Annotated in this window: 27 protein-coding genes; 14 read left to right on the forward strand and 13 right to left on the reverse strand. The window is 54.8% G+C overall.

The window, feature by feature from the left end:
- Window positions 1-101: 101 nt before the first annotated feature.
- From ACT3UM_RS07220 to ACT3UM_RS07230, 3 genes are read right to left on the reverse strand one after another with little or no spacing between them, the layout of a single operon-like run.
- Window positions 102-494, reverse strand: coding sequence for a RidA family protein (locus ACT3UM_RS07220; RefSeq protein WP_035578133.1), 393 nt, complete (start codon window positions 492-494; stop codon window positions 102-104).
- Window positions 491-1,978 carry an N-acyl-D-amino-acid deacylase family protein gene (locus tag ACT3UM_RS07225; protein ID WP_498897439.1) on the reverse strand — a complete coding sequence of 496 codons (1,488 nt, stop codon included), beginning with the start codon at window positions 1,976-1,978 and terminating at the stop codon, window positions 491-493. Before ACT3UM_RS07225 ends, ACT3UM_RS07220 begins: the two co-directional genes overlap by 4 nt.
- A gap of 1 nt (window position 1,979) precedes the next feature.
- Window positions 1,980-2,843 carry a MurR/RpiR family transcriptional regulator gene (locus tag ACT3UM_RS07230; RefSeq protein WP_035578136.1) on the reverse strand — a complete coding sequence of 288 codons (864 nt, stop codon included), beginning with the start codon at window positions 2,841-2,843 and terminating at the stop codon, window positions 1,980-1,982.
- A 111-nt stretch (window positions 2,844-2,954) separates the two neighbouring features.
- Between ACT3UM_RS07230 and ACT3UM_RS07235 the strand changes: the two genes are divergently transcribed.
- The gene (locus ACT3UM_RS07235; protein ID WP_498897441.1) at window positions 2,955-4,163 is read left to right on the forward strand and encodes an amino acid deaminase; all 1,209 of its coding nucleotides are present in this window, start codon (window positions 2,955-2,957) and stop codon (window positions 4,161-4,163) included.
- A 23-nt stretch (window positions 4,164-4,186) separates the two neighbouring features.
- Here ACT3UM_RS07235 and ACT3UM_RS07240 read toward each other — a convergent pair whose 3' ends face one another.
- The 5 genes from ACT3UM_RS07240 to ACT3UM_RS07260 all read right to left on the reverse strand — a co-directional run bounded on the left by ACT3UM_RS07240 (window position 4,187) and on the right by ACT3UM_RS07260 (window position 9,863).
- The gene (locus ACT3UM_RS07240) at window positions 4,187-4,864 is read right to left on the reverse strand and encodes an HAD family hydrolase (protein WP_092490850.1); all 678 of its coding nucleotides are present in this window, start codon (window positions 4,862-4,864) and stop codon (window positions 4,187-4,189) included.
- Window positions 4,865-4,872: 8 nt separating this feature from the next.
- On the reverse strand, window positions 4,873-5,847 hold the full coding sequence (locus ACT3UM_RS07245; protein ID WP_498897443.1) for a 2-hydroxyacid dehydrogenase: 975 nt from the start codon (window positions 5,845-5,847) through the stop codon (window positions 4,873-4,875).
- Between the two features lie 89 nt (window positions 5,848-5,936).
- Window positions 5,937-6,920, reverse strand: coding sequence for a sugar kinase (locus ACT3UM_RS07250; protein ID WP_498897445.1), 984 nt, complete (start codon window positions 6,918-6,920; stop codon window positions 5,937-5,939).
- Window positions 6,921-7,016: 96 nt separating this feature from the next.
- Complete coding sequence (locus ACT3UM_RS07255) at window positions 7,017-8,033, reverse strand: LacI family DNA-binding transcriptional regulator (protein WP_498897447.1); 1,017 nt, start codon at window positions 8,031-8,033, stop codon at window positions 7,017-7,019.
- A 96-nt stretch (window positions 8,034-8,129) separates the two neighbouring features.
- On the reverse strand, window positions 8,130-9,863 hold the full coding sequence (locus ACT3UM_RS07260; RefSeq protein ID WP_498897449.1) for an HD domain-containing phosphohydrolase: 1,734 nt from the start codon (window positions 9,861-9,863) through the stop codon (window positions 8,130-8,132).
- A gap of 413 nt (window positions 9,864-10,276) precedes the next feature.
- Between ACT3UM_RS07260 and ACT3UM_RS07265 the strand changes: the two genes are divergently transcribed.
- The 3 genes from ACT3UM_RS07265 (at window position 10,277) to ACT3UM_RS07275 (ending at window position 12,980) form a co-directional block, all read left to right on the forward strand.
- Window positions 10,277-11,116: a methyltransferase domain-containing protein gene (locus ACT3UM_RS07265; RefSeq protein ID WP_498897451.1), complete on the forward strand. Its 840-nt coding sequence runs from the start codon at window positions 10,277-10,279 to the stop codon at window positions 11,114-11,116.
- Window positions 11,113-12,117, forward strand: a complete 1,005-nt coding sequence (locus tag ACT3UM_RS07270; protein WP_498897452.1) for a methyltransferase — start codon at window positions 11,113-11,115, stop codon at window positions 12,115-12,117. The genes ACT3UM_RS07265 and ACT3UM_RS07270 overlap by 4 nt, the downstream gene beginning before the upstream one ends.
- Before the next feature lie 134 nt (window positions 12,118-12,251).
- Entirely contained in the window at window positions 12,252-12,980 is a 729-nt protein-coding gene (locus tag ACT3UM_RS07275; protein ID WP_498897454.1) for an SIMPL domain-containing protein, read from the forward strand.
- A gap of 18 nt (window positions 12,981-12,998) precedes the next feature.
- Here ACT3UM_RS07275 and greB read toward each other — a convergent pair whose 3' ends face one another.
- Complete coding sequence (gene greB / locus ACT3UM_RS07280) at window positions 12,999-13,529, reverse strand: transcription elongation factor GreB (protein ID WP_498897456.1); 531 nt, start codon at window positions 13,527-13,529, stop codon at window positions 12,999-13,001.
- A gap of 171 nt (window positions 13,530-13,700) precedes the next feature.
- Between greB and ACT3UM_RS07285 the strand changes: the two genes are divergently transcribed.
- The 6 genes from ACT3UM_RS07285 to cysN all read left to right on the forward strand — a co-directional run bounded on the left by ACT3UM_RS07285 (window position 13,701) and on the right by cysN (window position 18,938).
- On the forward strand, window positions 13,701-14,360 hold the full coding sequence (locus ACT3UM_RS07285; protein WP_498897458.1) for a hypothetical protein: 660 nt from the start codon (window positions 13,701-13,703) through the stop codon (window positions 14,358-14,360).
- Between the two features lie 72 nt (window positions 14,361-14,432).
- A complete protein-coding gene (locus ACT3UM_RS07290; protein WP_498897460.1) occupies window positions 14,433-15,122 on the forward strand; it encodes an NUDIX domain-containing protein in 690 nt (229 codons plus the stop codon).
- A gap of 2 nt (window positions 15,123-15,124) precedes the next feature.
- Window positions 15,125-15,571: a DUF1249 domain-containing protein gene (locus tag ACT3UM_RS07295; RefSeq protein WP_498897462.1), complete on the forward strand. Its 447-nt coding sequence runs from the start codon at window positions 15,125-15,127 to the stop codon at window positions 15,569-15,571.
- Window positions 15,571-16,341 carry a metallophosphoesterase gene (locus ACT3UM_RS07300; RefSeq protein WP_498897464.1) on the forward strand — a complete coding sequence of 257 codons (771 nt, stop codon included), beginning with the start codon at window positions 15,571-15,573 and terminating at the stop codon, window positions 16,339-16,341. The genes ACT3UM_RS07295 and ACT3UM_RS07300 overlap by 1 nt, the downstream gene beginning before the upstream one ends.
- A gap of 160 nt (window positions 16,342-16,501) precedes the next feature.
- Window positions 16,502-17,494 carry a sulfate adenylyltransferase subunit CysD gene (cysD, locus tag ACT3UM_RS07305; RefSeq protein ID WP_498897466.1) on the forward strand — a complete coding sequence of 331 codons (993 nt, stop codon included), beginning with the start codon at window positions 16,502-16,504 and terminating at the stop codon, window positions 17,492-17,494.
- A gap of 1 nt (window position 17,495) precedes the next feature.
- On the forward strand, window positions 17,496-18,938 hold the full coding sequence (gene cysN / locus ACT3UM_RS07310; protein WP_498897469.1) for a sulfate adenylyltransferase subunit CysN: 1,443 nt from the start codon (window positions 17,496-17,498) through the stop codon (window positions 18,936-18,938).
- A 68-nt stretch (window positions 18,939-19,006) separates the two neighbouring features.
- Here the strand turns inward: cysN and ACT3UM_RS07315 are convergent, their stop codons facing one another.
- From ACT3UM_RS07315 to ACT3UM_RS07325, 3 genes are all read right to left on the reverse strand, one after another.
- Window positions 19,007-19,816 carry an ABC transporter substrate-binding protein gene (locus ACT3UM_RS07315; protein WP_498897471.1) on the reverse strand — a complete coding sequence of 270 codons (810 nt, stop codon included), beginning with the start codon at window positions 19,814-19,816 and terminating at the stop codon, window positions 19,007-19,009.
- Between the two features lie 95 nt (window positions 19,817-19,911).
- Window positions 19,912-20,643 carry an ATP-binding cassette domain-containing protein gene (locus tag ACT3UM_RS07320; RefSeq protein ID WP_498897473.1) on the reverse strand — a complete coding sequence of 244 codons (732 nt, stop codon included), beginning with the start codon at window positions 20,641-20,643 and terminating at the stop codon, window positions 19,912-19,914.
- A complete protein-coding gene (locus ACT3UM_RS07325; protein ID WP_498897475.1) occupies window positions 20,640-21,344 on the reverse strand; it encodes an ABC transporter permease in 705 nt (234 codons plus the stop codon). Before ACT3UM_RS07325 ends, ACT3UM_RS07320 begins: the two co-directional genes overlap by 4 nt.
- 136 nt (window positions 21,345-21,480) lie before the next feature.
- Here ACT3UM_RS07325 and ACT3UM_RS07330 point away from each other — a divergent pair, with 136 nt between their 5' ends.
- The 4 genes from ACT3UM_RS07330 to ACT3UM_RS07345 all read left to right on the forward strand — a co-directional run bounded on the left by ACT3UM_RS07330 (window position 21,481) and on the right by ACT3UM_RS07345 (window position 24,945).
- The gene (locus ACT3UM_RS07330; protein ID WP_498897477.1) at window positions 21,481-22,368 is read left to right on the forward strand and encodes a substrate-binding domain-containing protein; all 888 of its coding nucleotides are present in this window, start codon (window positions 21,481-21,483) and stop codon (window positions 22,366-22,368) included.
- A 102-nt stretch (window positions 22,369-22,470) separates the two neighbouring features.
- Entirely contained in the window at window positions 22,471-23,034 is a 564-nt protein-coding gene (locus ACT3UM_RS07335) for a type 1 glutamine amidotransferase domain-containing protein (RefSeq protein WP_035578175.1), read from the forward strand.
- Window positions 23,034-24,152 (forward strand): App1 family protein phosphatidate phosphatase, encoded by a 1,119-nt coding sequence (locus tag ACT3UM_RS07340; protein ID WP_035578177.1) that lies wholly within the window; start codon window positions 23,034-23,036, stop codon window positions 24,150-24,152. Before ACT3UM_RS07335 ends, ACT3UM_RS07340 begins: the two co-directional genes overlap by 1 nt.
- A gap of 118 nt (window positions 24,153-24,270) precedes the next feature.
- Window positions 24,271-24,945 (forward strand): zinc metallopeptidase, encoded by a 675-nt coding sequence (locus tag ACT3UM_RS07345; RefSeq protein ID WP_498897479.1) that lies wholly within the window; start codon window positions 24,271-24,273, stop codon window positions 24,943-24,945.
- Window positions 24,946-24,964: 19 nt separating this feature from the next.
- On the opposite strand, the gene cmoB is transcribed toward ACT3UM_RS07345, so the two are convergent.
- The gene (gene cmoB, locus ACT3UM_RS07350; RefSeq protein WP_498897481.1) at window positions 24,965-25,975 is read right to left on the reverse strand and encodes a tRNA 5-methoxyuridine(34)/uridine 5-oxyacetic acid(34) synthase CmoB; all 1,011 of its coding nucleotides are present in this window, start codon (window positions 25,973-25,975) and stop codon (window positions 24,965-24,967) included.
- Window position 25,976: the final 1 nt, after the last annotated feature.

Raw genomic sequence — 25,976 nt, forward strand, 5'->3', positions numbered from 1 at the left:
AGGCAATGGAAGCGATTGCCGCGGGGCTTTTTTATCCTAATCACGCGGTAATCTGGCGCTGCGCCCTTGCCGGGGCGCGGCGCTTTTTTTAGAGCCGGTGTTTAAACGCGATCCGCTCTGAAACACTTCACGTCAACCTCTACTTTGCAATCCACCACTAGGTCTTGAACGCTACAGATACGTGCCGGTGGGTTGTCGCCAAAGACCTCCTTAAACACCTTGTTGAACGAGGTGAAATAGCGCGCATCGGTGAGCACGGTGGTGACATGCACGACGTCTTCAACGCCATACCCGGCTTCCTGCATAATGGCCAGGCAGTTGTCGAAGGCGAGGCGGGTCTGCTCCACAATGCCGCCTTCCACCACTTCGCCATCGGTCATCGGCGTTTGGCCAGAGACGTATAGCCAGCCACCTGCTTCTACGGCGCGCGCAAAGGGCAGCTTCTGACCGCCGGTGCCTACGCCGCCTTCGGTGCCGTATCGAGTAATACTCATGGGGTTTGCTCCTGGTTGGGTTGTGAGGGAGTGAGGGTTTGAGAAATACGTGCTGTTCTGCGCAGCATTCGGCCAGCGCGTTGGTCGGTAATCGCGCCTTGGTAGTAGGCGAGCTGGCCGTTCACCACGACCATATCGATGCCCTTTGCGGCGGCGATAGGCGTCTCGTAATTCGCGGTATCTTCCAGCACCGCGAGATCAAACAGGGTGAGATCTGCGTAAGCACCGATGCGGATCACGCCGCGATCGGTTAAGCCAAAATTGGCCGCCGAGAGGCTGGTCATTTTGCGCACCGCTTCTGCCAGTGGCATTAAATTTAAATCGCGACTGTAGTGGGCCAGCACACGCGGGAATGCGCCCCAAAGGCGCGGATGTGGATGCGGATCGTTCGGCAGGCCATCAGATCCCACCATGGAGAGCGGGTGCGCTAACACCTGCTGCATATCCGCTTCGCTCATGTTGTGGTAAACCGCGCCCGCAGGCTGTAGCTGCTTGGCAGCTTCTAGCAGCGATAACCCCCACTTGGCGGCGATCTCTTTGAGGGGGCGGCGTGCTTGCTCCGGGTGGGGCTGAGACCAGGTAATGGTGATCTCGATCTCGTCCGTGACTTGGCCCAAATCAAGGGTGGAAGAACCCGCGGTGTAGGGGTAGCAGTCGCAGTGGGCATGCTGATGCTGTGCGGCCGCTTCCAACTTGCTCAGCGCCTTACCCGCGCCTCCCCAGTTGCCTGCCCCAGCGCATTTCAGGTGCGAGATGACTAGCGGCACCTTGCCCTCCCACGCGGTGGTAAAGGCTTCATCCATGGCACCCAGTAAACCCGCAAACTCATCGCGAAGATGGGTGGTATAGACTCCGCCTGACTCCCCAACAGCCGCCACCAGTGGTGCCATCTCGCTGGTGGGTGCCTGAATCGCATTGCGATAGGCAAGCCCTGAGCTAAGCCCTAACGCGCCCTCACTCAGCGCTTGGCGTAGCAGAGCCTCCATCGCGAATATTTCTTGCTGTGTGGCGGGGCGGGCAAAGCTGTCCATTACCTGGCTGCGGAGGCTGGTATGCCCCACCAAGGCGGCGACGTTAATACTTGGCGTAGCGGCGTCTACGGCGTTGGCATAGTCAGCGAAGCTGGGATAACGAAAGTTTTCTAGATTGCCCAATAGATTCATTGGGTCGGGCACTTCGTCAGCAAGCGTTACAGGGCTTGCGCTAATACCACAGTTACCTACTACCACTGTGGTTACCCCTTGGGTCAACTTCGGCAGCATCTCGGGGGTACGAATGACGTTGGTATCGTCGTGGGTGTGGACATCGATAAAGCCAGGGGCCAGATAGCGCTCTTGGGCGTCAATGATCGTGGTGGCAGTGGCGTCGGGCATATCGCCGATGGCGCAGATACGTTCGCCCTGAATAGCTACATCGGCACGAAAATGGGCAGCGCCTGAGCCATCCAGCACGTTGGCATTACGAATCAGTAAGTCGTAAACCATCTTAATCTCCTAGAGGCTGGCGGTTATCACCACCGCGATGGTCATCCAGACTCAGCTTGAGGCGGCGCAATTTAGTCCGCGAGCGCTCGCGGTGGCGCATGGCGAGTTCAAGCGCTAATACATCGATAACGGCGAGCATGGCGTAGCGGGAGGCGGAAGGATGGAAAATGAAGTCGGTTTCGCGGGAGGTCACCGGCAGCACGATATCGGATGTGTCGGCTAGCGGAGAATTCATCGCGGTGATCGCAATCACCTTAGCGCCGTACTGCTTGGCAATCTGAGCAGACTCCACCATTTCAGGGGTGTAGCCGGTGGCGGAGAGCACAACCACTACATCTTCGGGCTCAAGGGTGGATGCCACCATGCGGGGCAACAGTGCTTGCGGGTAAGCACTGATCGCATAGCCAAGGCGTACCAAACGGAACTGGAGCTCCTGGCTAAGCATGCTGGAACCGCCGCCAGCACCAAACACCAGTATCTGGCGGGCTTTATCTAGCTGTTCAACCGCGCCTGCTACGTCGGCTTGGGCAAGTAGGTCACGGTTAAGCGCCAGGGTTTGGGTGGCAATGTCATACACCACGCTTGAGTTGTCTTCTGGCGTTGCTTCTTGAATAAAACGACGGCCAGCAGCTAAGGCGCGGGTTAAGCGTGTTTTTAAGTCGCGCACGTTAGTACAGCCGATGGCGCGGGCAAAGCGGGTGACGCTGGCGTCGCTCACCCCGGCGCGCTGGGCAATATCACCGATGCTGGCTTCGGTAACAAACTCAATGTCAGCGAATATCAGCTCAGCAACTTTCTTTTCAGCGTCGCGCAGCGCGGCAAAGTCAGTGGTAATGCGTGACAAAATGTCAATTTCTTGGCTCACCGTGGACTCCTATGATTGCCTTCCTTAGAAAATATGTTAGTTTCTAACTTGAAGTCAATACTTGTGAAAGTAACTAACACGCGTGCTTTATGCTAAAGAGGAAATGGGCGAATGCAGACAATGGCGTTAGCGTTGGACAAAGGTGGTATCGAAGTGGGGCCCAATATGCTGTCCGGTGTCAGCCTGCCCGCCGCGGTGGTGCATGAAGGCCCGCTGGCGCATAACATCGAGTGGATGCAACGCTTTGCGGAAGCCCATGGTGCCCGTTTGGCCCCTCACGGCAAGACCACCATGACCCCGGCACTTTTCCATCGCCAGCTTCAGGCGGGTGCGTGGGGCGTCACCCTGGCGACGGCGCCCCAGTGTCGTGCGGCCTTTGCTAATGGTGTTACCCAGCTATTAATGGCTAACCAATTAGTCGGTCAGGCTAATATGGCCATCATCGCTAGCCTGATTGAGCAGGGCGCGACGTTTTACTGTGTGGTTGATAGTCAGGAAAACGTGCGCCAGCTCGGGCGTTTCTTTGCTGAGCGTGATTTGAATTTGGCGCTACTTATTGAGGTGGGCGTCACCGGTGGCCGTTGCGGCTGCCGCAATAAGCAGCAGATTCTCTCGCTGGCGGAGGCAATTGCTAATGAGCCAGCGCTTTCCCTGGCGGGGCTAGAGGGCTATGAAGGTGTGGTTCACGGGGATAACCCTGAATCTGGCATTCGTGCTTATGCTCAATACCTGGTGGATGTTGCAGTAGAGCTCGAAGCTGCTGGACGCTTTGCGGAGGAAAACCCGATCGTAACGGCCTCAGGTTCTGCCTGGTATGACGTGATTGCGGAAGCCTTTCAAGGCGCCCCGCTACAGGGTCGTTTTACCCCGGTGCTAAGGCCTGGGTGCTATGTGGTCCACGACCATGGGCTATATCGTGAAGCGCAGTCCGCCGTGCTAAACCGTCGGCCAGATTTGCACCAGGGGCTTGAGCCTGCCCTGGAAGTTTTTGCCCAGGTGCAGTCGCTGCCTGAACCGGGACTGGCTATTGTGGCCCTAGGTAAGCGTGATATTGGTCATGACCAGTTACCTATTGCGCTACGTCGGTTCCGGGAAGTAGGTGACCCCGCGCAGCCCTTGTCGGTGGGTGGTTGGGAAGTGACGAAAATCATGGATCAACATACATTCGTGCGGCTTCCCGATGAGGCGCAGGACGTTGAGGTGGGTGATGTCGTCGCATTTGGCGCCTCTCATCCGTGTTTGACCTTTGATAAGTGGCGCCAGCTATTGCTCGTCGATGATCAATTAAACGTTAAAGAGCGCTTGGTGACCTGCTTTTAAAAATCGCCCGCGCCTTCCCGCCGCTAAGCGGTAGTGGCTGTCGCTAAGCGTAAGATTGCCGCGGGCAGCTCGCTGGCGTGGTGAATACCCACCGCGCCTTCGGGCGTGCTTTCTTCATTCGGAAAGTGGTTGAGATGAATCACATGCATGCCTGCCGCTAACCCCGCTTCCACACCCACTGCCGCATCATCGATCACAACACACGCTTGTGGTAAGTAGCCCATGGCAGTGGCTGCTTTTCGATACAATTCTGGGTCGGGCTTCCAGACGTTGAGGGTATAGGCGCTAAACAGCCTGTCGGCAAAATGGTGGCCTAGATCAGTGCTTTCCAGGGCGCAGCGAATTTTGCGCTCAGGGCCATTGGATACCACGGCCTTGGGATGGCTGCTTAGCTGTTCCAACGCATTGGACATGCCGGGTATTGCCACTAGTTCGGCACGCATCCGGGCCTCCATACGGGTTCGCATACCTGCTTCAAGCTGGGAAAACGTGTCTTCTTCCAATGCCTGAAAACGGCTTTCTAGGGTTTGCACGATGGTCTGGAAACGTACCCCGCGAAATTCATCCATATATTGCCGTGCTGAGAAAGGTAAGCCGAACTCAGGAAGAATGTCGCCCATCACCTCGGCAAGCAGTATTTCGCTATCCACCAGGGTGCCATCGCAGTCAAACAGCAGGCAGAGAGGTGTGGCCGTGTTCATCGCAGAATTCATTGATAGGCGTCCTCGTTGACTAGGCTAATCGGCCGCTCGCCCTGAAGCGCTAGGCGAATATTATCCACCGCCCGCTGGGCCATGGCGTCGCGGGTTTCATGGGTAGCAGAGCCGATATGGGGCAGGGCGACGACATTGGCCATCTTCGGCAGCGGTGACGAAGCGGGTAGTGGCTCCTGCTCAAAGACATCCAGCCCGGCCGCGTGAATAACGCCGTTCTCCAGTGCGTGTATCAAGGCGCGCTCATCGACCACTTTGCCGCGGGCGATATTGATAAAAATACCCGAAGACTTCATTTGCGCGAATTCTTGGGCGCCGATCAAGTGTTCGGTCTCGGCAGTTAGCGGCACCGTGACACAGACAAAGTCAGCCTCGGCCAACAGCGCGTTGAGTTCGCGGCGCTGCGCGCCAAGCTCGTGTTCGAGAGCGGGTTTAGGAGAGGCGTTAGAGTAAAGCACCCGCATGCCGAAGCCCAGCGCGCCGCGCCTGGCCACTGCCTGACCAATGCGACCAAACCCCACCATGCCTAGGGTTTTACCATGCACATCACTGCCAAACAGGGCCGGGCCAATACTGGCTTGCCATTCACCGGCTTTCACCCACTCGGCTAATTCCACCACCCGGCGCGCGGTAGCCATGATCAGTGCAAAACCGGTATCGGCGGTGGTTTCGGTCAGTACATCCGGCGTATTGCACAGCATAATGCCGCGCTTAGTCAGTTCATCAACAGGGATGTTGTCGTAGCCAACCGAGATGGTGGCGATGACTTTCAAGTTGGGTGCTGCGTCCAGCAACTGGGGAGTGATCGCCAAGCCGGAGCCGATAATGCCTTGAGCGTCAGCTAACAGCGCGCGATTTTCAGGGGCATCAAGCGCGGTGGTCTTCGGCAGTACGTCTACCTCAAACAAGTCATTAAGCGCCGCTAGTTGGGCGTCGCTGAGTCGTCCTTGAACCACTAGGCGTTTTTTCATTGTTATCTCCTGGGTAAAAGCCTGTTATTAAAGGTCGTTTATTAAAAGCCATATGTTAAGAACCATATACTAAGAACATCGGAAGCGAATTAGGCAGAGGGTTGCTCTGCTTCAAGCGCTTGTAACCGCTTGCGATTAGGAAGGCCTTCCATATCACCAATGACTTGAATTGCCTGAGCGCCGATTAGATTTCCCCGCTGGGCGGCTTGACGTGCTGTACAGCCATCAAGCAGGGCGCTAATCACTCCGACGGCAAAGCCATCGCCTGCGCCCACGGTATCCACCACCTCAGCGACAGGGCAACCGCTGACTGTAAAACTCTCCTCTTGCCCATCCAGATTGCCACGATAATAGCTGCCCTCCGGCCCCAGCTTGATGATCACCGCGGAGGCGCCTTGATCCAGATAGTAGCCTGCTATGTCGTAAGGTGTCTTCTGCCCGGTGAGCAGCTGGCCTTCGGAAAGCCCTGGTAGAACCCAGTCAGCACGGCAGGCAAGTTCATTGAGGGTCGAACGCATAACACTCTCGCTAGGCCAGAGTGACGGTCGCAAATTGGGGTCAAAGGAAATAGTGGCGCCATGGGCGCGGGCCTGTTCCATCAAATGATGGCTCAGCTGGCAGGCGCTTTCAGATAACGCCGGGGTAATGCCCGTCGCGTGAAGGTGGTTCAGCGCCTGAAAGTCGACACTCTGGGCGTCGTCAATAGTAAGGTGGCTGGCGGCACTGCCACGTCTGAAATACTCGACTCGCGGGTCGGCGCCGTCTTGGGCGCGCTCTTTAAAAAGCAGCCCGGTGGGGTGCTGGGCATCGGCGTGGATATAGCGGTCATCGATACCTTCCGCTGTTAATGCCGCCTGGATAAAACCTCCAAAGCTATCGGTTCCCACTCGGCTTAACCAGCCGACGTGAAAACCTAGCCTTGAGAGGCCGATAGCGACATTGTTATCGGCACCGGCCAAGCGTCGGTGGAAACGCTCAATGCTGGATAAGTCGCCCGGCGTATCCGCCACAAACATGGCCATGGCTTCGCCAAAGGTGAGAATTTCGGGTGGGCTAGAGATGGAGTGGGGCATGGTCGATACTCTCTTTGTGCTGTCTTTGTGCTGTTTGTTGTCATTCAATGGGAACGATACCATTTTTGCGACTCTTTTCTAGCGGTGCCTTAAAAATTAGCGCTGGGTGGAGCCTCGTTCAATCAGGCTAGGGGCAAAACTTACCGTGGTCGGCATTGCCGATGTATGCGGCGCAATGCGATGCATCAAGCACTCAACCGCCGATTTGCTGATCGCATCGGTGGGCTGGGCAAGCGTGGTAATGCCGGGGGGGACTAAGGCGCACCAATCGAGCTCGTCGATTCCCATCAAGCCTACCTTGCCAAGCGGTAAGCCCAACTGCTGAAACAGGCGGGTCACTGCTAGGGTGGCGGTGCCGTTACCACACAAAACCGCGCAGGCGTGCTGTTGATGGGCGGCTAAAAAGTCGCTTAGCGTTTGCTGCGCTGCCGTGCCATTTGGGGCGGCGAGTAGTAATGTCGCGTTATGCAGACCTCGCTGCTCGGCAGCTTGGTGAAAGCGGGACAAACGCCTTTGCCGTGTGCTTGATTGTTCAGGCGCTTCGCTAACATACAGCACGGCTTGGTAGCCCTGACCGGCTAAGTATTTGAGCGCCATATCAATGGCTAGGTGATTATCGAGCCCGACCACTTCCGCCTCTACATGGTCGACTTCCCGGTCTAGCAACACGATGGGTGTCCCCAGACTAATAAAGGTGTGCAGTTGGCGTTCTGGGTTGCCGGACGCATTGACCACGAGACCTTCCACTTGATAGGCGCCAAGCAGGTCTAAGTGCTGGCGCTCCTGTTCCGGGTCATTGTCGGTATTACACACGACCAACGAGTAGCCGTATTGGCGGCACGCTTGCTCAACACCGTGGGTGATGGCCACTGAAAATGGATTGCGGATATCGGCGACCAGCATGCCGATCAATTTAGATCGACCACCTTTTAAGCCGCGTGCCATTTGATTTGGCTGGTAGCCAAGGGTGCCTGCCGCATGGGCGATGCGCGCCTGAAGTGAAGGCGAGAGCCGGTCACGCTCTTCGCCAAAATAGCGCGAAACGCTGGTTTTAGAGGCGCCAGCGAGACGGGCTACTTCAACAATGGTGGAGCGACGTGAGATAGAAGACATAAACCACTTAAAGTAATGGTATCGGTTCCATTCTGAGCAATCATAAATGACTTAGCAACGATTTTTGAGGGTTGTTGTATTTGCGAGCGGTTTAGCCTAATTATGCTTTTTCATGCTGACATTATAATCGCTTGGGTTGACCGTCCCTTCGAGTCGACCAATCTGGTTAAAGTCGTTACTGAACAGCACTGTATCAATGGACGTATCCCTAAAAGCCAAATTTTTAACAACGTCTACCTTGCAAGGCATGCCCTTTGCATCTACATCCACGATCCAGGCTAGAAAACCGTTTGAAAACTTAGCCAGGCTGCCGATAGGGTAAAGGCCAAAGTGTTGGATATACTCGACCAACAATGACTTTTCATATTTCTCTGGACGGCTATTAACCCACCGGTAAGCATCCAGAGGTTGCTGTGGGTGTTGCCCATTGCGTTCATGTGTCAGCTTGTTGATTATTTTGATAACACTCATTAAACGAACAACGTCTGATAGCGCCTCTGCTTGCATTCCCGTGGGGTAGCCACTGCCATCGAGCCTTTCGTTTGCATTGAGGATAATGTCGCTGCACGTTGGGCTAGGTGTCCAGTCGAGAACCGACAGTTTTTTGCTAAGGGCATGTACATGCTGCTTGAGTATCTCCGCGTGTGGCGGTGACATTTGTATTTTCAGTGAGGGCAACTGCTCACTAATGAGCAGTGGTTTGCCCATGGTATGAAGCAAGGCGCCCGCTACTGCTTCCCGCGTTTTGTAGGCGTAGGGGTCGCGGCTAATCAGCATCATGGCGAGCTGGCTACCCACTTGGATGGCGTGGCGTACCCACTCCGGCTCATCGTGCAAATACGTCAGGGCATACTGTAGGGCTTTGCGGTCATGGTTGACCATATACAGGATGCTATCCACGCACTCATATAAAATTTCTGCTGGTAATAAATGTTTATTTTTCATAAACATCAACATGATTTGGAGCTGCTGGGCTATTTCGAGGACGCCTCGCAGTAAGGGGGTATGTTGCGCACTTACTAGCTGGTCATGCTCTTCTTGACGCTGCATTTTTTTCTCTTTCGCATCGGCTATAAACAGTTTTGATCTTGCCCGCGCGTTATGTTGAGTACCCGAGCGTAAAGCGGCCTCAAATTCAGCTTCAGCAACGTAATGGAACAGCGTTTCCGTTGCGGCGGGGCTCATATCAATGAACTCTATGCCAACGGCGGCATGACCATGATTGCCAAAAGGGCGCATATGACGTATGCGGCCTTGGGTACTAAATGCCTCTCCATTTGGAAATTTTAGCGTTACGCCTGGAAGTATCTGATCGACAGAAAGCGCAATGCTGTCTTGTAGGCGCACATCCACCATACAGCCACCCACTGAAAGGTTACGTATTTTCCCCTCTATATTGAGCTCATGGGCAAACACTTCCAGGTAAACGCGGGCGTGCATGCCAAGAACAAAAGGGACTCTTAATGCACCACGGTTATCAGAGGAAAAAATGGAGTTGGGTAATTGGCACGTTAGGTGGTAAGTGTGGGTGTCTATTTGAATAATATGAGCAGGAACGTGCTCGATATTATAAATTTCTTCAGCATCATGCCCATGCCGCGAAGCCTCTATATCAAACGATATGGTGTCGTTATTTAGGTAAGGAGACAGCGAAAGACCCGCGTACTTTATCTCTAACGTAATTTTTCTATTATCGGGCTCAACTTTAATAGCTGTCGCCGCTATGGATTGCGCAGCTTCCTTAGAAAAAATCGTAATGGTGTGGTCTTTATCGAACAACGATTTCATTATTTGGCTGGTAGTATTTTGAATGGTTGTGTCGATAAGCATGTCAATTCCACCTTTTGTATTGTTTTTGTAAGGTTAGGTGATTTTATTTGTCTATGTTTGATAAGTACCTATCGGAAATATCTACCAATAACTGATTAGTTTATTAGCTAGCATTCCGAAAGCATTTGCAAACCTATATCAATAAATTTTATTTATCATTAGTTGTTTTTTGATAGGCTTTTTTGTTCTTGGCATGAGCCTAAATGACATCAACCTGGATGACATCGAAAGCCTGCGCTTTTAAGTATGCTCTTGCGACACTTATCCTGACACTAGTGAGAGGACAAGCAACTGTTTCAGCTCGCTGCTGCCATGGAACAGCACGATGATTGGCAACACTGCTTACTCCAGCAGGCGTTCCGCGCGCAAGCAGGGTAAACTACGCCGCTTTGATGTGACGCTTGGTCTTATGCATGCACCCCAACGATAAATTAGTCAATCACGAAGTGAAAAACTATCAATTAACCCAGGCGGGCGATCGCTATTTCGATGGCCTAGCCGAGAAGTTCTCGCGCTCGCTCTACCAGGCGCCCCGGGGTGAACTGCGCCTAGCCATGCTCGACTACCTACTACCTGACATATTGCATTTGGAGGGCCAAAACGTACTGGATGTGGGCGGCGGCCTGGGCCAGCAGGCGGCATGGTTTGCGGAGCGAGGGCATAGCGTTACGATGGCTGAGCCCTCAGCGGATATGTTGAGCTATGCAAAAAACTGGCACCGGGATGCCAAAGCGTTGCCGGAAGAGACCATTACTTATCTACAGGCGCCGCTGCAAAGTTTAACGGAGCATGCCCCAGGCCCATGGCCTCTGATTACTTGCCATGCAGTGTTGGAGTGGCTGGGTGACCCGCAAGCGGCACTGACTACCTTGAGCGATTTATTGGCCCCTGGCGGCCAGCTTAGCTTGATGGTGTTTAACCGTGATGCGCTGCGCTTTTCGAATGCGGTCAAAGGCAACCTGGAGAAGGCCTTGAACGATCGCTTGGCGGGGAAGGGCAAGCGCCAACGATTGACACCTATTTCGCCCGTTAGCCACGCGGAGATTGAGCAGTGGAGCGCAGAGAGCGGCTTGCGAATAGACGCCGTTGCCGGTATCCGCATCTTTCAAGATTACTTACGCCAACCACCCGCCACGCCAGCAGAAAATGCCACGCTGCTGGCGCTGGAAAAGCAGTACTGTCGCCAAGACCCCCACTGGCGCCTGGGCCGCTACCTACTTTACACATTAACTAAACCGGAGTTCGCTGAATGAGTGCCCAAGCACCCGCATGCCAGCTGTTAGAGCGTCAAAATGATACCTATACAGCGCTGTGGGCCATTGCCCCACCCACTGATAGCTGGCTTATCGATCAATCGACGGGCGTGGTCAGTGGTGACTTAGACGCACTGCGTGAGTGGCAGGCGAAAGGCAAGCAGGCCCTTACGCCTTTTGACTTGCCTGTGGGGGAGTCCTTAAGCAAAGAGATTGTGCTGTTTTGGCCGAAGGCCCACCAACTGGGAATTTGGTGGCTCAAGTGGCTATGTGAACAGCTACCTGAAGGGACACCCATTGAAATTGTCGGTGAACATCAAGGTGGCATCAAACGCGTTCCCAAAATGTTGGAAGAGCTGGGTATGCCATGGGATAAGCGCGACAACGCCCGGCGCTGCTCTTTATTCGCTACACGTACCGTTGCGTTGGCGTCACCCAGCGACAGCGCTTGGCAAACGTTTGAGACGCTAGGTTTAACATTACTCAGCCACCCGGGCGTATTTGGCCACGGCAAAGTAGATGACGGCACGCTGTTACTGTTGGAGGGCTTGGAAAGTAGTTTGCCGAAAAAACCGCTTAAGGTGCTGGATATGGGCTGCGGCGACGGCATTATTAGCGCCTGGCTGGCCCAGCGTGGCCACCATGTAACCGCTGTAGACGTCAGTGCCTTTGCGGTAGCGGCGTGCAAGCGCACCTTGGCGGCAAATGGGCTAGAGGGACGGGTGCTCTGCAGTGATGTGTTCAGCGCTCTTGAAGGCGAGCAGTTTGACTGGATCGTTAGCAACCCGCCTTTTCATAAAGAGCGCGACATCAGCTATGGCCCCAGCCAGCGTTTGATCAGTGCGGCGCCAGAACATCTCAATGTGGGTGGACGATTAATCCTGGTAGCCAATGGCTTTTTGCCCTATCCAGACCACTTGCAGCGGGCGTTTCAGGATTTTCAGACCCTGGCGAATAATCGCCGCTTCAAGGTCTATGGCGCGATCAAGTCAGGGCGCTAGAGCTTACCCATAGGTACTTTCCTCAAACTTGCCACATTTAGCCGCCGACGAATTTACCTTTAAAGGCTATCGTTAAGGGCTATGATGCAAATAAGTAATCATTAATTTAACGGTAGTGAGTGGGAGTGACGGCAATGGCGGGAAATATTCGAAATACGGCGGTATTGGGAAGTGCCGTTTTGCTGGGCGGGCTGCTGGCGCTGGGGCTGGTATGGAGCGGTAGCTATATCAAGGGCGCTGCGGAAGTATGGCAGCAGTCGTCACGTAGCGTCACGGTGCGTGGTTTAGCTGAGCGAGAAGTGCCTGCTGATTTGGTGCTGTGGCCGTTCAACTACAGTGTCAGCGCCAATAGCTTGGGCGACCTTGAGCAGCAGCTGTCCAACGATGAGCAGGCGATTCGCGATTTTCTGGAGGCCCAGGGCTTTGCCCCAGAGCATGTTAGCTCGACACCGCCACGAATTACCGATCAATTTAGCAACCAGTACGGCGGTCAGCGCCCGGATGAACGCTACCGTGCCGAAGCGACATTGCTCCTGCGCTCCCCGAATGTTGAGGGTGTAATTGAGGCGATCCCTAGCGCAACGTCATTGGTGCGAGAGGGCGTACTGCTCTCTCCCAGCTATGAGTACCGTACAGAGTTTCTGTTTACCGGCCTTGATGCGATCAAGCCCGAAATGATCGCGGCAGCCACTGCTGATGCGCGCAACGCCGCACAGCAGTTCGCCGAAGACTCCGGTAGTCAAGTGGGCCAAATTCGCCAAGCAACGCAAGGCTACTTTTCCATCGAAGACTTGGATAGCTACACGCCGCAAACCAAGCGTGTCCGCGTTGTCACCACGGTAGACTATGCCTTACAAGACTAAGTACTAGAGGAATAGCAGCTAGGCGGTGTAATCGATGACGGTGATGGTATAAAACGTATCACCGTTAGGTGTCAGCACTTTTGCCTCATCACCCACCTGTTTGCCGAGCAATGCTTTGGCCATGGGCGCATCAATACTGATCCAGCGTTTTTTGGTGTCGATTTCGTCGTGGCCCACAATCCTAAGATGAACCTGCTCGCCGTTTTCATCTTCCAGGCTTACATAAGCGCCGAAAAACACCTTACTGGTGTCAGCGGGTAGGCGATCGACGATTTGCAATTCGTCCAAGCGTTTTGTCAGATAGGTGATCCGGGCAATAACGCGGTTGAGCTCTTTTTTATTATAGGTGTAATCGGCATTTTCACTGCGGTCACCCTGGGCGGCCGCTTCGCCGACCTTCGCTGAAATAGCCGGACGTTTAACCCTTGAAAGATGATCCAAAATAGCGCGCAAGCGGGCTGCCCCTTCCGGGGTGATCAGGTTGCTCTTTGGGGCTTGACGCGGATCTTTGGCTGGATCGCGCCAGCGGGTCATGTTGCGGCCTTTCATTACCTATTCCCCATTGTGTTTCGAGCTATCTACTTTACGTTAATTGCGCGAAGCAACCAAGCAGCATGCCATCGGTGAATCATTCAAACGTTTGTTAGATTTTTTGCTATATTGTGGGAGAGGCCCACCATGGGTGGGTATAAGCCAGACAACAATAATTTAGGAGTAACTATGCGAAGTCTCTCTTTTTCACTTAATTCTTTACCACGCTCATTAATCGCCGCCGCCATTGGCAGCGCGTTGATGCTGTCTCCGTTAACCGCGTCTGCGTTTGAAGCTGAGCTCTTCTCGCTAAAAAATAGGTGGGAGCATACGGTGACGGAGTTACCCGACAACGAGCGGGAAAGCACGTTAAAGGCGTTGGCAGGTGAAGCGGAGCAGTTAGCCGAGCAGTATAGTGACGAAGCTGATGTATTGGTCTGGGAGGGGATTGTGCTGGCCTCCTATGCCCGTGAGCGCGGTGGCTTAGGCGCATTAGGCACCGCTGGTGATGCACGCGAGGCGCTGGAAAAGGCGATTGAAATCGACCCCCAGGGGCTGAATGGCTCGGCTTACGTCACGCTAGGAGCGCTCTATGATCGTGTGCCAGGCCGTCCGCTTGGTTTTGGCAATAGCGATACCGCTGAACGCATGTTCCAGCGTGCTCTGGAAATACGTCCGGACGGTATTGATGTGAACTACTATTATGCCGCCTTTTTGCAAGAAGAGGGCAACGAGCAGGCCGCCCGCGAGCACGCCCAGCGGGCGGTTAACGGTACCGCCCGCGATAACCGACAACTCTCTGATGAGGCGCTGCGCCGCGATGCCGAGGCGTTGCTTAATCAGCTTTAATCCTCTCGCTTAATTGGCATTCCCGGTGGCAAGCATTGATAATAGAGCGATTATCACCACCGGGAGTGCCGCATGTCGACGAGTCCCACTGCCCCATCGCTTAGCGTTCCGCCGTTACAGCGCGACGATGTTGAGTTGCACAAGCGTGAGACGCTGCACCAGGGGGTTTTCCGTTTGGAAGCGTTAGAGCTTCGCCACCGGCTATTTGAAGGCGGTTGGAGCGAACCTATGCGGCGTGAAGTGCATAATCGCTTTGATGCGGTGGGCGTGCTGCTATACGACCCTGAACGCGACTCACTGGTGCTTATTGAGCAGTTTCGCGCTGGCGCTATTGATGACGCCATATCGCCCTGGAAGTTGGAAATCGTCGCCGGTTTGGCAGAAAAAGACGAATCGCTGGAAGACGTGGCGCGTCGCGAGGCGTGGGAAGAGGCCGGTTGTAAAGTGGCCCAACTGACCAAACTTCACACTTATTATCCCAGTCCTGGCGCCTGCAACGAGCAAGTGACACTGTTTTGTGGTTTGGTAGATACCCAAGGCTTAGGCGGGATTTATGGCTTAGATGAAGAGCACGAGGACATTCGCGTTCACGTGGTGTCTTTTCCACATGCCTGGGAACTCTTAACGCAAGGACGACTCGACAACGCCATGTGTTTGATTGGTCTACATTGGCTGAATAACCAGCGAGCGTCACTGCGTGCCGCCTCTCAGCGCGCGGTAACGAAAAGCGAAACGACGCAAAGCGAAACAGATAAGGAGTGAACATGGCGAGAACGGCCTATGTCACCGATTTAAAATCGCTCCAAGGGGAGTGCAGCGCCAACTATTTACGTTTGGTGCGCCTGGTGGGCGATATGGAGACCGGCCAGCGCCGTGATATTGCCCTGTGCGGTGATAAACAGTATTTCGGCGATTTGCATCTCTATATTCAACAGCAGGCGCCTTACACCACTATGGTGGATGTTTCTCAGACTGGCCCGCTAGATGCTGTCCTGGAAGGGCCGCGTATGCGGGTGCACCTCTATCACGATGTCCGTATGGCGGAAGTGACTGATTTTCAGCGCGAGCGACACTTTAGTGGCCGCTACCGCTATCCCAATGCCCGCATGCATCAGCCCGATGAGAAGCTGCAGCTCAACCGTTTCCTAGGCGAGTGGCTGGCTCACGGTCTTGCCCACGGCCATACCGCTGATGTACCGGAGATGCCCTAATGCGGGTGGTGCAGATTACCGACGCTCATCTCTATGCAGATACCCAAGCGCGCTCCCGAGTGGGCATCCCTTGGCGTCAGTTTCAGCAGGTATTAAGTGCCGTTGTCGCCGCCAAGCCCGATATTGTGCTGTTTACCGGTGATATCAGTCAGGATGAATCGGCCGCTTCCTATGCCTTAGCAGCTCAAGCGATGGAGCAATTGCCTTGCCCTTGGTACTGGCTGCCGGGTAACCACGATCAGCCCGAATTTATGGCTGCTGAGCGCCCGTTGGTCGATGAAGTGGACATGGATGCGTGGCGTATAGTGCTGCTTAATACCCAAGTAGAAGGCAAGCCTTTTGGGGAGTTGGGAAGCGAGCGGCTAGCTAGACTCGCTGAGCAGCTAGAGAAGGACGATCGCCCTACGCTGATTGCCATGCACCACCCGCCGGTTGATGTAGGCGCGGTGTGGATGGATGCCATTGGTTTGCAAGATCGCGAAGCGTTTTGGCAGCTGCTAAGCAGGCACCCACAGGTCAAAATCATCGTGTTTGGTCACGCGCATCAAGCCTACGCCGAGCAGCATGTTTTGAGCGAAGGTACAGGTGAAGGCTTAGGCGAAACCACGATTGATGTGTATGGCTGCCCGGCGATGGCGGATCAGTTTCTACCCGGCGCCGAACAGTTCGCCATTGATGAAGCCTCTCGGCCTGGCTATCGCATTGTTGATTTGACCGGGAGTGATGCCCTGCGAGGCGAGTGGCAGAGTTGGATTGAGCGTATAGACTAGAAGATTATTGCTTTGTCATTCTTGGATAGGTGATTTAGGAATAAAAAGATAGTTATTAATTCTTTTGGGTTATTATCAACTCGGCGTTACCCTACCTCCATTCGAACATACAATATTCTCTAGCTTAAGTGACGAGCTTGTTCTTGTGAGGTACGGGGCCATGACCCAATTGTCTACTATTTCTTCGAAGGAGCGGTCTCCAACGACACGCTCTTCCGCGCCACGGCAGGAGGCTTCTATTGCCCCTGATGCTGCGCGTTTGACCCATCTCAAGCAATTAGAAGCCGAGTCTATTCATATTATTCGTGAAGTCGCCGCGGAGTTCTCCAACCCGGTGATGATGTACTCCATTGGTAAAGACTCTTCGGTCATGCTGCATCTGGCGCGTAAAGCCTTTTACCCCGGTACGCCGCCATTCCCGCTGATGCATGTGGACACCACGTGGAAATTTCGCGAGATGATCGAGTTCCGCAACCGCATGGCGGCAGAGGCGGGGATGGAGCTGATCGTGCATACCAATGAAGAGGGGCGGGCAGCCAATATCAATCCCTTCGATCACGGTAGTGCCAAATACACCGATATCATGAAAACCCAAGCGCTCAAGCAGGCGCTGGATAAACATGGTTTTGATGCGGCCTTCGGTGGCGCCCGCCGTGATGAGGAGGCGTCCCGGGCCAAAGAGCGCGTCTACTCATTCCGCGATAAGTATCACCGCTGGGATCCCAAGAATCAGCGCCCTGAACTGTGGAACGTGTATAACGCCAAGGTCAATAAAGGCGAATCGATCCGCGTGTTTCCGCTCTCCAACTGGACCGAGCTGGATATCTGGCAGTATATCTACTTAGAGTCGATCCCTATCGTACCGCTCTACTACTCGGCCAAGCGCCCGGTGGTCGAGCGCGATGGTATGCAAATTATGGTGGATGACGATCGCATGCCGTTAGCGCCTGGCGAAGTGCCGGAAGAGAAATCGGTGCGGTTTAGAACGCTGGGCTGCTACCCCTTAACCGGCGCTGTGGAATCCGAAGCTGCGACGCTGCCGGAAATTATTCAAGAGATGCTGCTGACCCGAACCAGTGAGCGCAGTGGCCGTGCCATTGACCGCGATCAGGTGGGTTCGATGGAGAAGAAAAAGCGCGAGGGGTACTTCTAAAATGTCTCATCAATCCAACTTAATCGCCGATAATATCGAAGAGTACCTGCACGAGCACGAGAACAAGGATCTGCTGCGCTTTATTACCTGCGGTAGCGTCGACGACGGTAAGTCGACGCTGATTGGTCGCATGCTCCACGACTCGAAAATGATTTTTGAAGATCAGCTGGCGGCGATCACCCAGGCCTCTAAAACCAGCGGAACTACCGGTGATACGGTTGATTTGGCGCTATTGGTGGATGGCCTGCAGTCGGAGCGTGAGCAGGGCATTACCATCGATGTGGCGTACCGCTTTTTCTCTACTGATAAGCGCAAGTTTATTATTGCCGATACGCCGGGGCACGAGCAGTACACCCGCAATATGGCCACTGGCGCTTCAACGGCCAGTTTGGCGATTATCCTGATCGATGCTCGCTACGGCGTGCAGACGCAAACGCGCCGCCACAGTTTTATTGCCGATTTGCTGGGGATTCAGCACTTGTTGATTGCAGTCAACAAGATGGACCTGGTGGACTTCTCCGAGCAGCGTTTTAATGAGATAGTCGATGAGTACCGCGCTTTTGCCTCTAATCTCCAAGCACCGGACATTCGCTTCGTGCCAATGTCGGCGCTGAATGGCGACAACGTGGTGAATCGCAGCGAGCAAACGCCCTGGTACTTTACCGATGGTTACCAGGGTAAAACGCTGATCGAGTTATTGGAAAGTGTCGAGATCACCCGCGATCAAAACCTCAGCGATCTGCGCTTGCCGGTGCAGTACGTCAACCGCCCGAACCTTGATTTTCGTGGTTATTGCGGCACCTTAGCCGCAGGTGTGTTGCGCCCAGGGCAAGCCGTTAAAGTGCTGCCATCGGGTAAAACGTCGCGGGTTGCACGGGTCGTTACTTATGATGGTGACCTTGACGCGGCGTATCCTGGTCAGGCGATCACGGTGACCTTGGAAGACGAGATCGATATCTCCCGTGGCGATTGGCTGGTGGCGGCGGATAGCGAGTTGCCGCTCTCCAACACCTTTAAAGCCGATATTGTCTGGATGCAGGAAGAGGCGTTAACCCCGGGTAAGCTATATGATTTCAAGCTGGCGACCCGCGATCTTTCCGGCCAGGTAAGCGCGATAGATTACCAAATCGACGTCAATACCTTGGAGAAGCATGCCACGCATTCGCTGGGCTTAAATGCCATTGCCCGCTGCGACGTGGAGCTGACTGCTGCGATTCCTGTGGATGACTACCGCACCAGCCCGGGCACCGGTAGCTTTATCATTATTGATCGGCTGACCAATGTGACCGTAGGCGCGGGTATGATTCGCGGCACCGCAAGCGCCCCAGGCACTGCTTCAAACACCACTGATTGGGCGGCGTTTGAGCGTGACCTGAATGCCCTGGTGCGTAAGCATTTTCCCCACTGGGAAGCGAAAGATATCAGCGGCTTGTTTAACCGCTAAATATAATCGCTTAAAGCAAAACGGCACGCCTTCAAGGCGTGCCGTTACTATTTTGGGGGCTTGCAAGATTACTCAGCGTTAGGGAAAAACAGCTGCTGGCCATCCACTTCATAATCCGCAATCGATTGCTGTCCCTGTTCAGACACCAGCCATTCGTGCCACTGGGCGGCGAGATCGTGCTTTAGGTGCGGGAAGCGCTCGGTTGAGAGCAGTAGGCTGCCGTACTGATTAAATAGCGCTTGATCGCCTTCAAACAGCAGGGTTAAATCTTGCGGGTTGTTAAAGGCGACCCAGGTGGCGTGGTCGGTAAACGTATAGGCATCCATGCCCGCGGCGGTATTCAGCGTGGGGCCCATACCGCTGCCCAGTTCGCGGTACCACTCGCCTTGGGGCGTGATGCCCGCATCTTCCCACAAGCGCAGCTCAGCGCGGTTGGTGCCGCTATCGTCGCCCCGTGAAGCAAAGGGCGACTCGCTCTCGGCTATGCGTTGCATGGCATCGGTTACTGATTCACTGTCGCTGATGCCAGCAGGATCATCGCTGGGGCCAACGATCACAAAATCGTTGTACATCACATTAAGGCGCTCGGTGGCGAAGCCATTGGCCACAAACTGCTCTTCGCCAGCGGTGTCGTGAACCAGCAGGCTATCGGCATCGCCACGGCGGCCAATTTCGAACGCCTGGCCGGTGCCTACGGCCACTACGCGTACATCAATCCCAGTTGCTTCAGTGAAGGTAGGAATAATAGCGTCAAACAGGCCTGAGTTTTCGGTAGAAGTGGTCGATGCCAGGGTAATGTAGTCATCCGCTGCCAGCAGTGTGCCGCTCCAGGTCAGCCCTAGCGCGCCTGCGGTTAACCATGCGGTGGTCTTATTCATGTGATTGCTCCTTGATCGTTTGGCATTAATCATTTTTCTTCAGTGCTTTTACTTCAGTACTTTTTCTTCATACCCAGGGTTCGCCCACTTTGGGACTACCAAACCAGCTCACCGCGAATAAACGCGCCTGCCTCACGAGAGGTGGGGGCGGTAAAAAAGTCGCTGGCGGAGGTGTGTTCAAGTAATTCGCCGTTATGCAAAAACAGCACGTCATTGGCTAAGCGGCGTGCTTGGTGCAAGTCATGGGTGGTCATCACAATGCGCGTGCCGCTGTGATGAAACTCAAGCACCGCATCTTCAACGGCCTTAATGGCGGCGGGGTCGAGTGCCGAAGTGGGTTCATCTAAAAACAGCACCTGGGGATTGAGTAGCCAAGCCCGCGCCAGTGCTAAACGCTGCTGTTCGCCGCCAGAAAGCACCCGTGCTGGCCGTTTGGCGAGATGCGCCAGGCCGAACTTCTCAAGGGCACTCATGGCCTGCGCTTTCCGGGTTAATGTTATAGGTCCTGATCGCGACGCTTTGTTGATGGCTAACACATAGGTCAGATTATCCAGCGCCGAGCGGCGCAGCAGCACAGGGCGCTGGAAAACCATGGCTTGTGCGGGCGGAGCACCTTGCCAACGAACCGTGCCGCTGGTAGGCGTTAATAGGCCGTGGGCCAGGCGCATAAGCAGGCTTTTGCCCGCGCCGTTGGGGCCCATAATTAGCGTTCGCTGGCAGTTCGCCAGACGCAGTGAGGTGGGCTTAAGCAGCGTATGGCCGCGATGGATAAAGCCCACGTTGTCTAACTCAAGAGTGGCGACGGGAGGCGTGTGGTGTGCATTCATCCCAGCCGCCTCTTCGATGTTTCGCCGATTATATGGGCGATAGCGTTAATCATGGTGACCAGGACAAGTAGAATAATCCCCAACCCTAGTGCTATAGGAAGGTTGCCCTTGCTGGTTTCCAGCACAATGCTGGTGGTCATGACGCGGGTAACACCATCGATATTGCCGCCGACAATCATCACCGCGCCAACCTCGGCGCTGGCACGGCCAAAACCGGCAAGAATTACCGTGAGGAGCCCAAAGCGCGCATCCCACAGTAGGGTGGGGATCATGCGAAGGCGCGTTAGCCCCAGTGAGTTCAACTGTTCAGCATACTCACCGTGAAGCGCTTCAACTTGCTGGCGGGTGAGGGCGGCAATAATCGGGAGTACCAGAATGACCTGGGCGATCACCATCGCCGTCGGCGTAAATAGCAGCCCCCATTCGCCCAGTGGACCCGCACGTGAAAGCAGTAGATACACGCAAAGCCCGGCGACGACAGGCGGTAAGCCCATTAAGGCATTAAGGGCAACAATGACGATGTTACGCCCGGGAAAGCGCCATAGCGCCAGAGCCGCGCCTAAGGGGAGGGCTATCAGGCTGGCAATCATCACCGCCATTAGCGATACCTGCAGCGATAGCGCCACGATGGAAATTAACGCGCTATCCATACTCAGGATTAGGGCGAGGGCGGTACTAAAGGGATTGTCACTGGTTAGCATTGAGCATCGGCGTCATTATTATGTGATATTGGGCATGATGTACTGAAAAGTGACTTAATGCACTTGAGGCTGAAATTGGTGCAGTCTTATGCAGTAAATTGTTTATTGCTTATACCCAGCGGAGGGGCTCATTGCGATGGCTGAACAATATGCTTACCTGACCACCGCAGAAGTCGCTGACTATTTGCGCTTAAAAGAGCGCAAAGTCTACGACCTGGTGCGCCAAGGCCAGATCCCCTGTAGTCGGGTAACGGGAAAGCTGCTGTTTCCCCGTCAACAGATTGATTTATGGGTGCTGAGCCATTTGGAGGGCGATCAGGCGCAGCGTTTATCGGTACCACTGGTCGTCGCGGGGAGCCAGGATCCGCTGCTGGAGTGGTCGATTCGAGAGAGTGGCTCTGACTTGGCGATGCTCTGCCAGGGCAGTGGCGATGGTGTACGGCGCTTGATTGATGGCAAGGCGATGCTGGCGGGTATTCACCTCCTAGATGCTTCATCCCAACGCTACAACGAGCCCAGCCTGCTCGGTTTAAGCGGCATGCGTGACCTGTTGATAGTGCACTGGGCCAAACGTCGCCAGGGGCTGCTCTTACCCGTTGATAACCCGCTGAAAATCACCGGGCTGAGCGATTTAAAGCGGCCCGATGTTCGCGTGGCGCACCGCCAGCCGGATGCGGGGGCTGCAAGGCTGCTGAGCTGTTTGCTACAGCAAGCGGGGATAGAGAGCTCGGCGCTTAACTGGGCGCCGCACGCATCCTTAAGTGAAGATGATTTGGCGCTCAGCATCAGTCAGGGCGAGGCCGATGTGGGTCTGGGCGTTGAAGCCGCCGCCCATCGCCAACAGTTGGGCTTCATTCCGCTGTGCGAGGAGCCGTTTGATTTAATTATGCAGCGGCGCAGCTATTTCGAACCCGCCCTGCAGCGGTTGTTGGCTTTCACGCATCAAGCGCGCTTTGCCGAGCGGGCCGCCATGCTAGGTGGCTATGATATCGGAGAGGCCGGAAAAATTGTCTATAACGCTTAGGGCGCTCGCTTAAATCGTTAGCAGGTTAGCTTGACGCTGTTACTGTATGCGCCACAATGGTGGAGCGTTACTAACGCAAATCATCACGAAAAGGAGAGCATGATGAAACAAGCATTAAACGGTAAACGCGTGGCGATTTTAGCCGCCGATGGTTTTGAAGAGTCTGAACTGAGTGTGCCGCGCGCTGCTCTGCAAAAAGAGGGGGTTGAGGTTCACGTAGTGACCCCGGAAGGCAAAGGAATTCGCGCTTGGGCGGAAACCGACTGGGGCGACACTTATGAAGCTGATAAAGCCCTTGCTGATGCCAGTGAGTCTGATTACCACGCACTGGTACTTCCAGGTGGCTTATTCAATCCCGATGCATTGCGCATTAACGACGATGCCCTGAACTTCGTAAAGGCGTTTTTCAAGACAGGCAAGCCTGTCGCGGCTATTTGCCATGCCCCCTGGATTTTAATTAACGCGGGTGTGGTTGAAGGCCGTCGCATGACCTCCGTGCCAAGCGTTGCACAAGATTTACGCAATGCCGGCGTTGAATGGGTCGACGAGCCGGTTGTTGTGGATAGCGGACTCGTGACTAGCCGTACGCCGAAAGACTTGGATGCCTTTAATGCCAAGTTACTTGAAGAGCTGCAGGAAGGACGTCACTCCGGCCAGCACGCTTGATGGCGCTAATTCGTCAGTGGGCAAGCTTTGTAAAAAGGCTTGTCCACGTCATCGCCAAACCCATTAAAGGAGACAGTAGCCGCGGTGGCATGGTGGTGCACCCTTACCGCGGCTATGGCTCCCAGCGTGAAGTATTTGTCATGGGCCGGGTGTTTCGCCAAGCTGCGCTAGGTCGAGCCATCCCACGCCATGGCATGTTGCGAGATACGGCAGATGTGGCGCGGCGAATTTTGCGCCGCGGGTTGGCCGATGCACAGGTAGAAATTCATATCGGCGAAAATCAGCTCTGCGTGGGGACGGATCGCGATGGCTATTTCGACGTGCATTTGCCGATTAGTCACACGCTACCCATTGATGTCTCCTGGCACCGCGCCGATATTGTGGTGCATTGCCCCAATCAAACGCCAGTGCGTACTCACGTAGAGGTTTACATACCGCCCCCCGAAGCCGATTTGCTGGTGATCAGTGATATCGATGACACCGTGATGTTTACCGGCGTGGCGGAAAAGCTCAAAATGCTGTATCGCCTATTTGTTAAAAAACCCCACCGCCGCACCGCTTTTCCCGGTGTAGCATCGCTTTATCAGGCGCTGCATCGTGGCGTTAGTGAACGCGCCGAACGGCCTATTTTGTATGTCTCCCGGGGGCCCTGGGCCATTTATGAAATGCTCGAAACCTTTTTTCAGATCAATCGCATTCCTGTCGGGCCGATTATTTTTTTACGCGAGTGGGGCATCTCTTTGCGCCGCCCGTGGCCGCGCCGTGCCGAAGAGCATAAGCGCGATCTGATTGATCGCATGTTGACCCTCTACAACGAGCTGCCGTGCATACTGATTGGCGACAGCGGTCAGCACGATCCAGAAGTGTATATCGAGATCGTCAAGGCCTACCCAAACCGTATTAAAGCTATCTATATACGTCGGGTGGATAAAAATCCCAAGCGCGAGCAGGCGATTCAGCGCCTGCGCGATGAGTTAGTAGGTACCCAATGTGAGTTGGTGTTAGCCGCTGATAGCGTGCTGATTGCCGAACACGCCCACGCCCAGGGCGATATCTCTGCTCACGGCTTGCAGGCGGTTCAGCGCGACGTAGAAGAGCACCGCAACCATCCTACCTAACTCATACCTGTATAACGCTGTTGCCAAGTCAGTCCCCATGGTAAAACAGCCCTTCGGGCTATGAGTAAATAGTTGCGTGTGGCTATTTACCTACGTTTGCTTATCAACAGGGGCTGCCATGGTTGTTCTGCTGATCATTTTTGCGCTGGCGGTTTTTGTGCTCCCCAATGTGTGGGCCAAATGGGTACTCAAACGCCACACCCGCGGTCGTGACGACTACCCCGGTACAGGGGCCGAGTTGGCCGATCATTTGCTGCGTCGGTTGGGCATTGAGGGCGCAAGCGTAGAGCGCACCGAGTTTGGCGATCATTACGACCCCGAAACACGTTGCGTGAGGCTCTCCCCGGACAACTATGATGGCCGTTCGCTAACTGCCGTCACCGTGGCCGCTCATGAGGTCGGTCACGCTATTCAGCATCATCAGGGCTACGCGCCACTGCTGGCGCGCAGCCGGTTAGTCGGCGTCGCTCAAAAAGCCGAAAAACTCGGCGCTCTATTGATGATGGCCGCGCCTTTTCTTTTTCTATTGACCCGTTTGCCGGGTGGCCTGGCGATCGTGATTGCCATGGCGATTATCAGCTTTGGCACGGCGGCGTTGGTGCATTTGGTGACCCTACCGGTAGAGTTTGATGCCAGCTTTAATCGCGCACTGCCGCTGCTAAAAGAGTATGTGCCACCCTATGATATGCCCGGTGCCCGGCATGTACTCACCGCCTGCGCCTTTACCTACGTAGCCGCCTCGCTCGCCAGCGTCATGAATTTGGGCCGTTGGCTGGTGATTTTGCGGCGGTAAGTGTGCAGGTATGCAGCGTCTACCCCGCCTTATTCGCCAAAATCACCGCCCGCCGCGGTGCTGGGTAACCTTCGATTGTGCGGCTGCGATCGTTCGGGTCAAGAAAATCGGCCAACGATTGGTAGGTCATCCACTCCGTCGATCGCTGCTCGTCTAACGTGGTAACGGCTTCGTCAACCACGCGCACGTTGGTAAAGCCGCAGCGCTCCAGCCAGTGGCATAGCGCTTTGGAAGAGGGCAGGAAGTAGACGTTGGGCATGGCGGCGTAACGTTCGCCGGGCACAAATACGGTCTGTTCGTCGCCTTCGACTACCAGGGTCTCCAGCACCAGCTCGCCGTCCGGTGCCAAGGCGGCTTTTAGCTGCTGAAGATGTTCCAGCGGGGCAGGGCGGTGATAGAGCACGCCCATGGAAAATACCGTATCGAAAAAGCCCAGATTCTCAGGCACATCTTCAATGCCCACGGGTAAAAACTGCGTTCTGCCGCCATCCGCATCACCCACAAAGTGGCGTACTGCCTGAAACTGCCAGTAGAAACGTGGCGAAGGGTCGATGATTAGCACAAAAGCAGCACCTGCCCCGGCCATCCGCCAAGCGTGGTAACCGCTGCCGCCACCCACATCGAGCACTTTGCGATATTTTAGTGGCGCCAGGTGTGGCGCCACTCTTTGCCACTTCCAGTCAGAGCGCCACTCGGTGTCGATATAAATGCCGCCTAGCTGAAAAGGGCCTTTACGCCACGGGGCAAGCTTTCTAAGCAGGTTAAAGCATTGGCGCTGCTGGCTATCGCTAAGGTCGAGCTCAACGCTGACGGTATCACTGTTTAAATCCACGCGCCGATCAGAGGGCAGCGTGGGCAGTTTGGCCACAGCTTTTTCCCAGGCAGACAAGTCGCCGTGGCGGTTGCGGTCAAGCCCATAAGCTAGCTGCTCAGGCAGCTTCGCTAGCCAGGGTGTTAGCGAGGCATCCAGTGTAGCTTGATCTAAAAACGCCTGATAAATTGCGCGATGATCGTCGGATAACGGTGCCACC

Origin of the sequence: Halomonas sp. AOP13-D3-9, from assembly GCF_052379125.1 — a bacterium.
Taxonomy (GTDB): domain Bacteria; phylum Pseudomonadota; class Gammaproteobacteria; order Pseudomonadales; family Halomonadaceae; genus Vreelandella.

What these genes read in the sequence shown, in the direction of transcription:
- ACT3UM_RS07220 (WP_035578133.1), bottom strand. Translation starts at nt 494, where the DNA reads ATGAGTATTACTCGATACGGCACCGAAGGCGGCGTAGGCACCGGCGGT.
- ACT3UM_RS07225 (WP_498897439.1), bottom strand. Translation starts at nt 1,978, where the DNA reads ATGGTTTACGACTTACTGATTCGTAATGCCAACGTGCTGGATGGCTCA.
- ACT3UM_RS07235 (WP_498897441.1), top strand. Translation starts at nt 2,955, where the DNA reads ATGCAGACAATGGCGTTAGCGTTGGACAAAGGTGGTATCGAAGTGGGG.
- ACT3UM_RS07240 (WP_092490850.1), bottom strand. Translation starts at nt 4,864, where the DNA reads ATGAACACGGCCACACCTCTCTGCCTGCTGTTTGACTGCGATGGCACC.
- ACT3UM_RS07245 (WP_498897443.1), bottom strand. Translation starts at nt 5,847, where the DNA reads ATGAAAAAACGCCTAGTGGTTCAAGGACGACTCAGCGACGCCCAACTA.
- ACT3UM_RS07250 (WP_498897445.1), bottom strand. Translation starts at nt 6,920, where the DNA reads ATGCCCCACTCCATCTCTAGCCCACCCGAAATTCTCACCTTTGGCGAA.
- ACT3UM_RS07255 (WP_498897447.1), bottom strand. Translation starts at nt 8,033, where the DNA reads ATGTCTTCTATCTCACGTCGCTCCACCATTGTTGAAGTAGCCCGTCTC.
- ACT3UM_RS07260 (WP_498897449.1), bottom strand. Translation starts at nt 9,863, where the DNA reads ATGCTTATCGACACAACCATTCAAAATACTACCAGCCAAATAATGAAA.
- ACT3UM_RS07265 (WP_498897451.1), top strand. Translation starts at nt 10,277, where the DNA reads ATGCACCCCAACGATAAATTAGTCAATCACGAAGTGAAAAACTATCAA.
- ACT3UM_RS07270 (WP_498897452.1), top strand. Translation starts at nt 11,113, where the DNA reads ATGAGTGCCCAAGCACCCGCATGCCAGCTGTTAGAGCGTCAAAATGAT.
- ACT3UM_RS07275 (WP_498897454.1), top strand. Translation starts at nt 12,252, where the DNA reads ATGGCGGGAAATATTCGAAATACGGCGGTATTGGGAAGTGCCGTTTTG.
- greB (WP_498897456.1), bottom strand. Translation starts at nt 13,529, where the DNA reads ATGAAAGGCCGCAACATGACCCGCTGGCGCGATCCAGCCAAAGATCCG.
- ACT3UM_RS07285 (WP_498897458.1), top strand. Translation starts at nt 13,701, where the DNA reads ATGCGAAGTCTCTCTTTTTCACTTAATTCTTTACCACGCTCATTAATC.
- ACT3UM_RS07290 (WP_498897460.1), top strand. Translation starts at nt 14,433, where the DNA reads ATGTCGACGAGTCCCACTGCCCCATCGCTTAGCGTTCCGCCGTTACAG.
- ACT3UM_RS07295 (WP_498897462.1), top strand. Translation starts at nt 15,125, where the DNA reads ATGGCGAGAACGGCCTATGTCACCGATTTAAAATCGCTCCAAGGGGAG.
- ACT3UM_RS07300 (WP_498897464.1), top strand. Translation starts at nt 15,571, where the DNA reads ATGCGGGTGGTGCAGATTACCGACGCTCATCTCTATGCAGATACCCAA.
- cysD (WP_498897466.1), top strand. Translation starts at nt 16,502, where the DNA reads ATGACCCAATTGTCTACTATTTCTTCGAAGGAGCGGTCTCCAACGACA.
- cysN (WP_498897469.1), top strand. Translation starts at nt 17,496, where the DNA reads ATGTCTCATCAATCCAACTTAATCGCCGATAATATCGAAGAGTACCTG.
- ACT3UM_RS07315 (WP_498897471.1), bottom strand. Translation starts at nt 19,816, where the DNA reads ATGAATAAGACCACCGCATGGTTAACCGCAGGCGCGCTAGGGCTGACC.
- ACT3UM_RS07320 (WP_498897473.1), bottom strand. Translation starts at nt 20,643, where the DNA reads ATGAATGCACACCACACGCCTCCCGTCGCCACTCTTGAGTTAGACAAC.
- ACT3UM_RS07325 (WP_498897475.1), bottom strand. Translation starts at nt 21,344, where the DNA reads ATGCTAACCAGTGACAATCCCTTTAGTACCGCCCTCGCCCTAATCCTG.
- ACT3UM_RS07330 (WP_498897477.1), top strand. Translation starts at nt 21,481, where the DNA reads ATGGCTGAACAATATGCTTACCTGACCACCGCAGAAGTCGCTGACTAT.
- ACT3UM_RS07335 (WP_035578175.1), top strand. Translation starts at nt 22,471, where the DNA reads ATGAAACAAGCATTAAACGGTAAACGCGTGGCGATTTTAGCCGCCGAT.
- ACT3UM_RS07340 (WP_035578177.1), top strand. Translation starts at nt 23,034, where the DNA reads ATGGCGCTAATTCGTCAGTGGGCAAGCTTTGTAAAAAGGCTTGTCCAC.
- ACT3UM_RS07345 (WP_498897479.1), top strand. Translation starts at nt 24,271, where the DNA reads ATGGTTGTTCTGCTGATCATTTTTGCGCTGGCGGTTTTTGTGCTCCCC.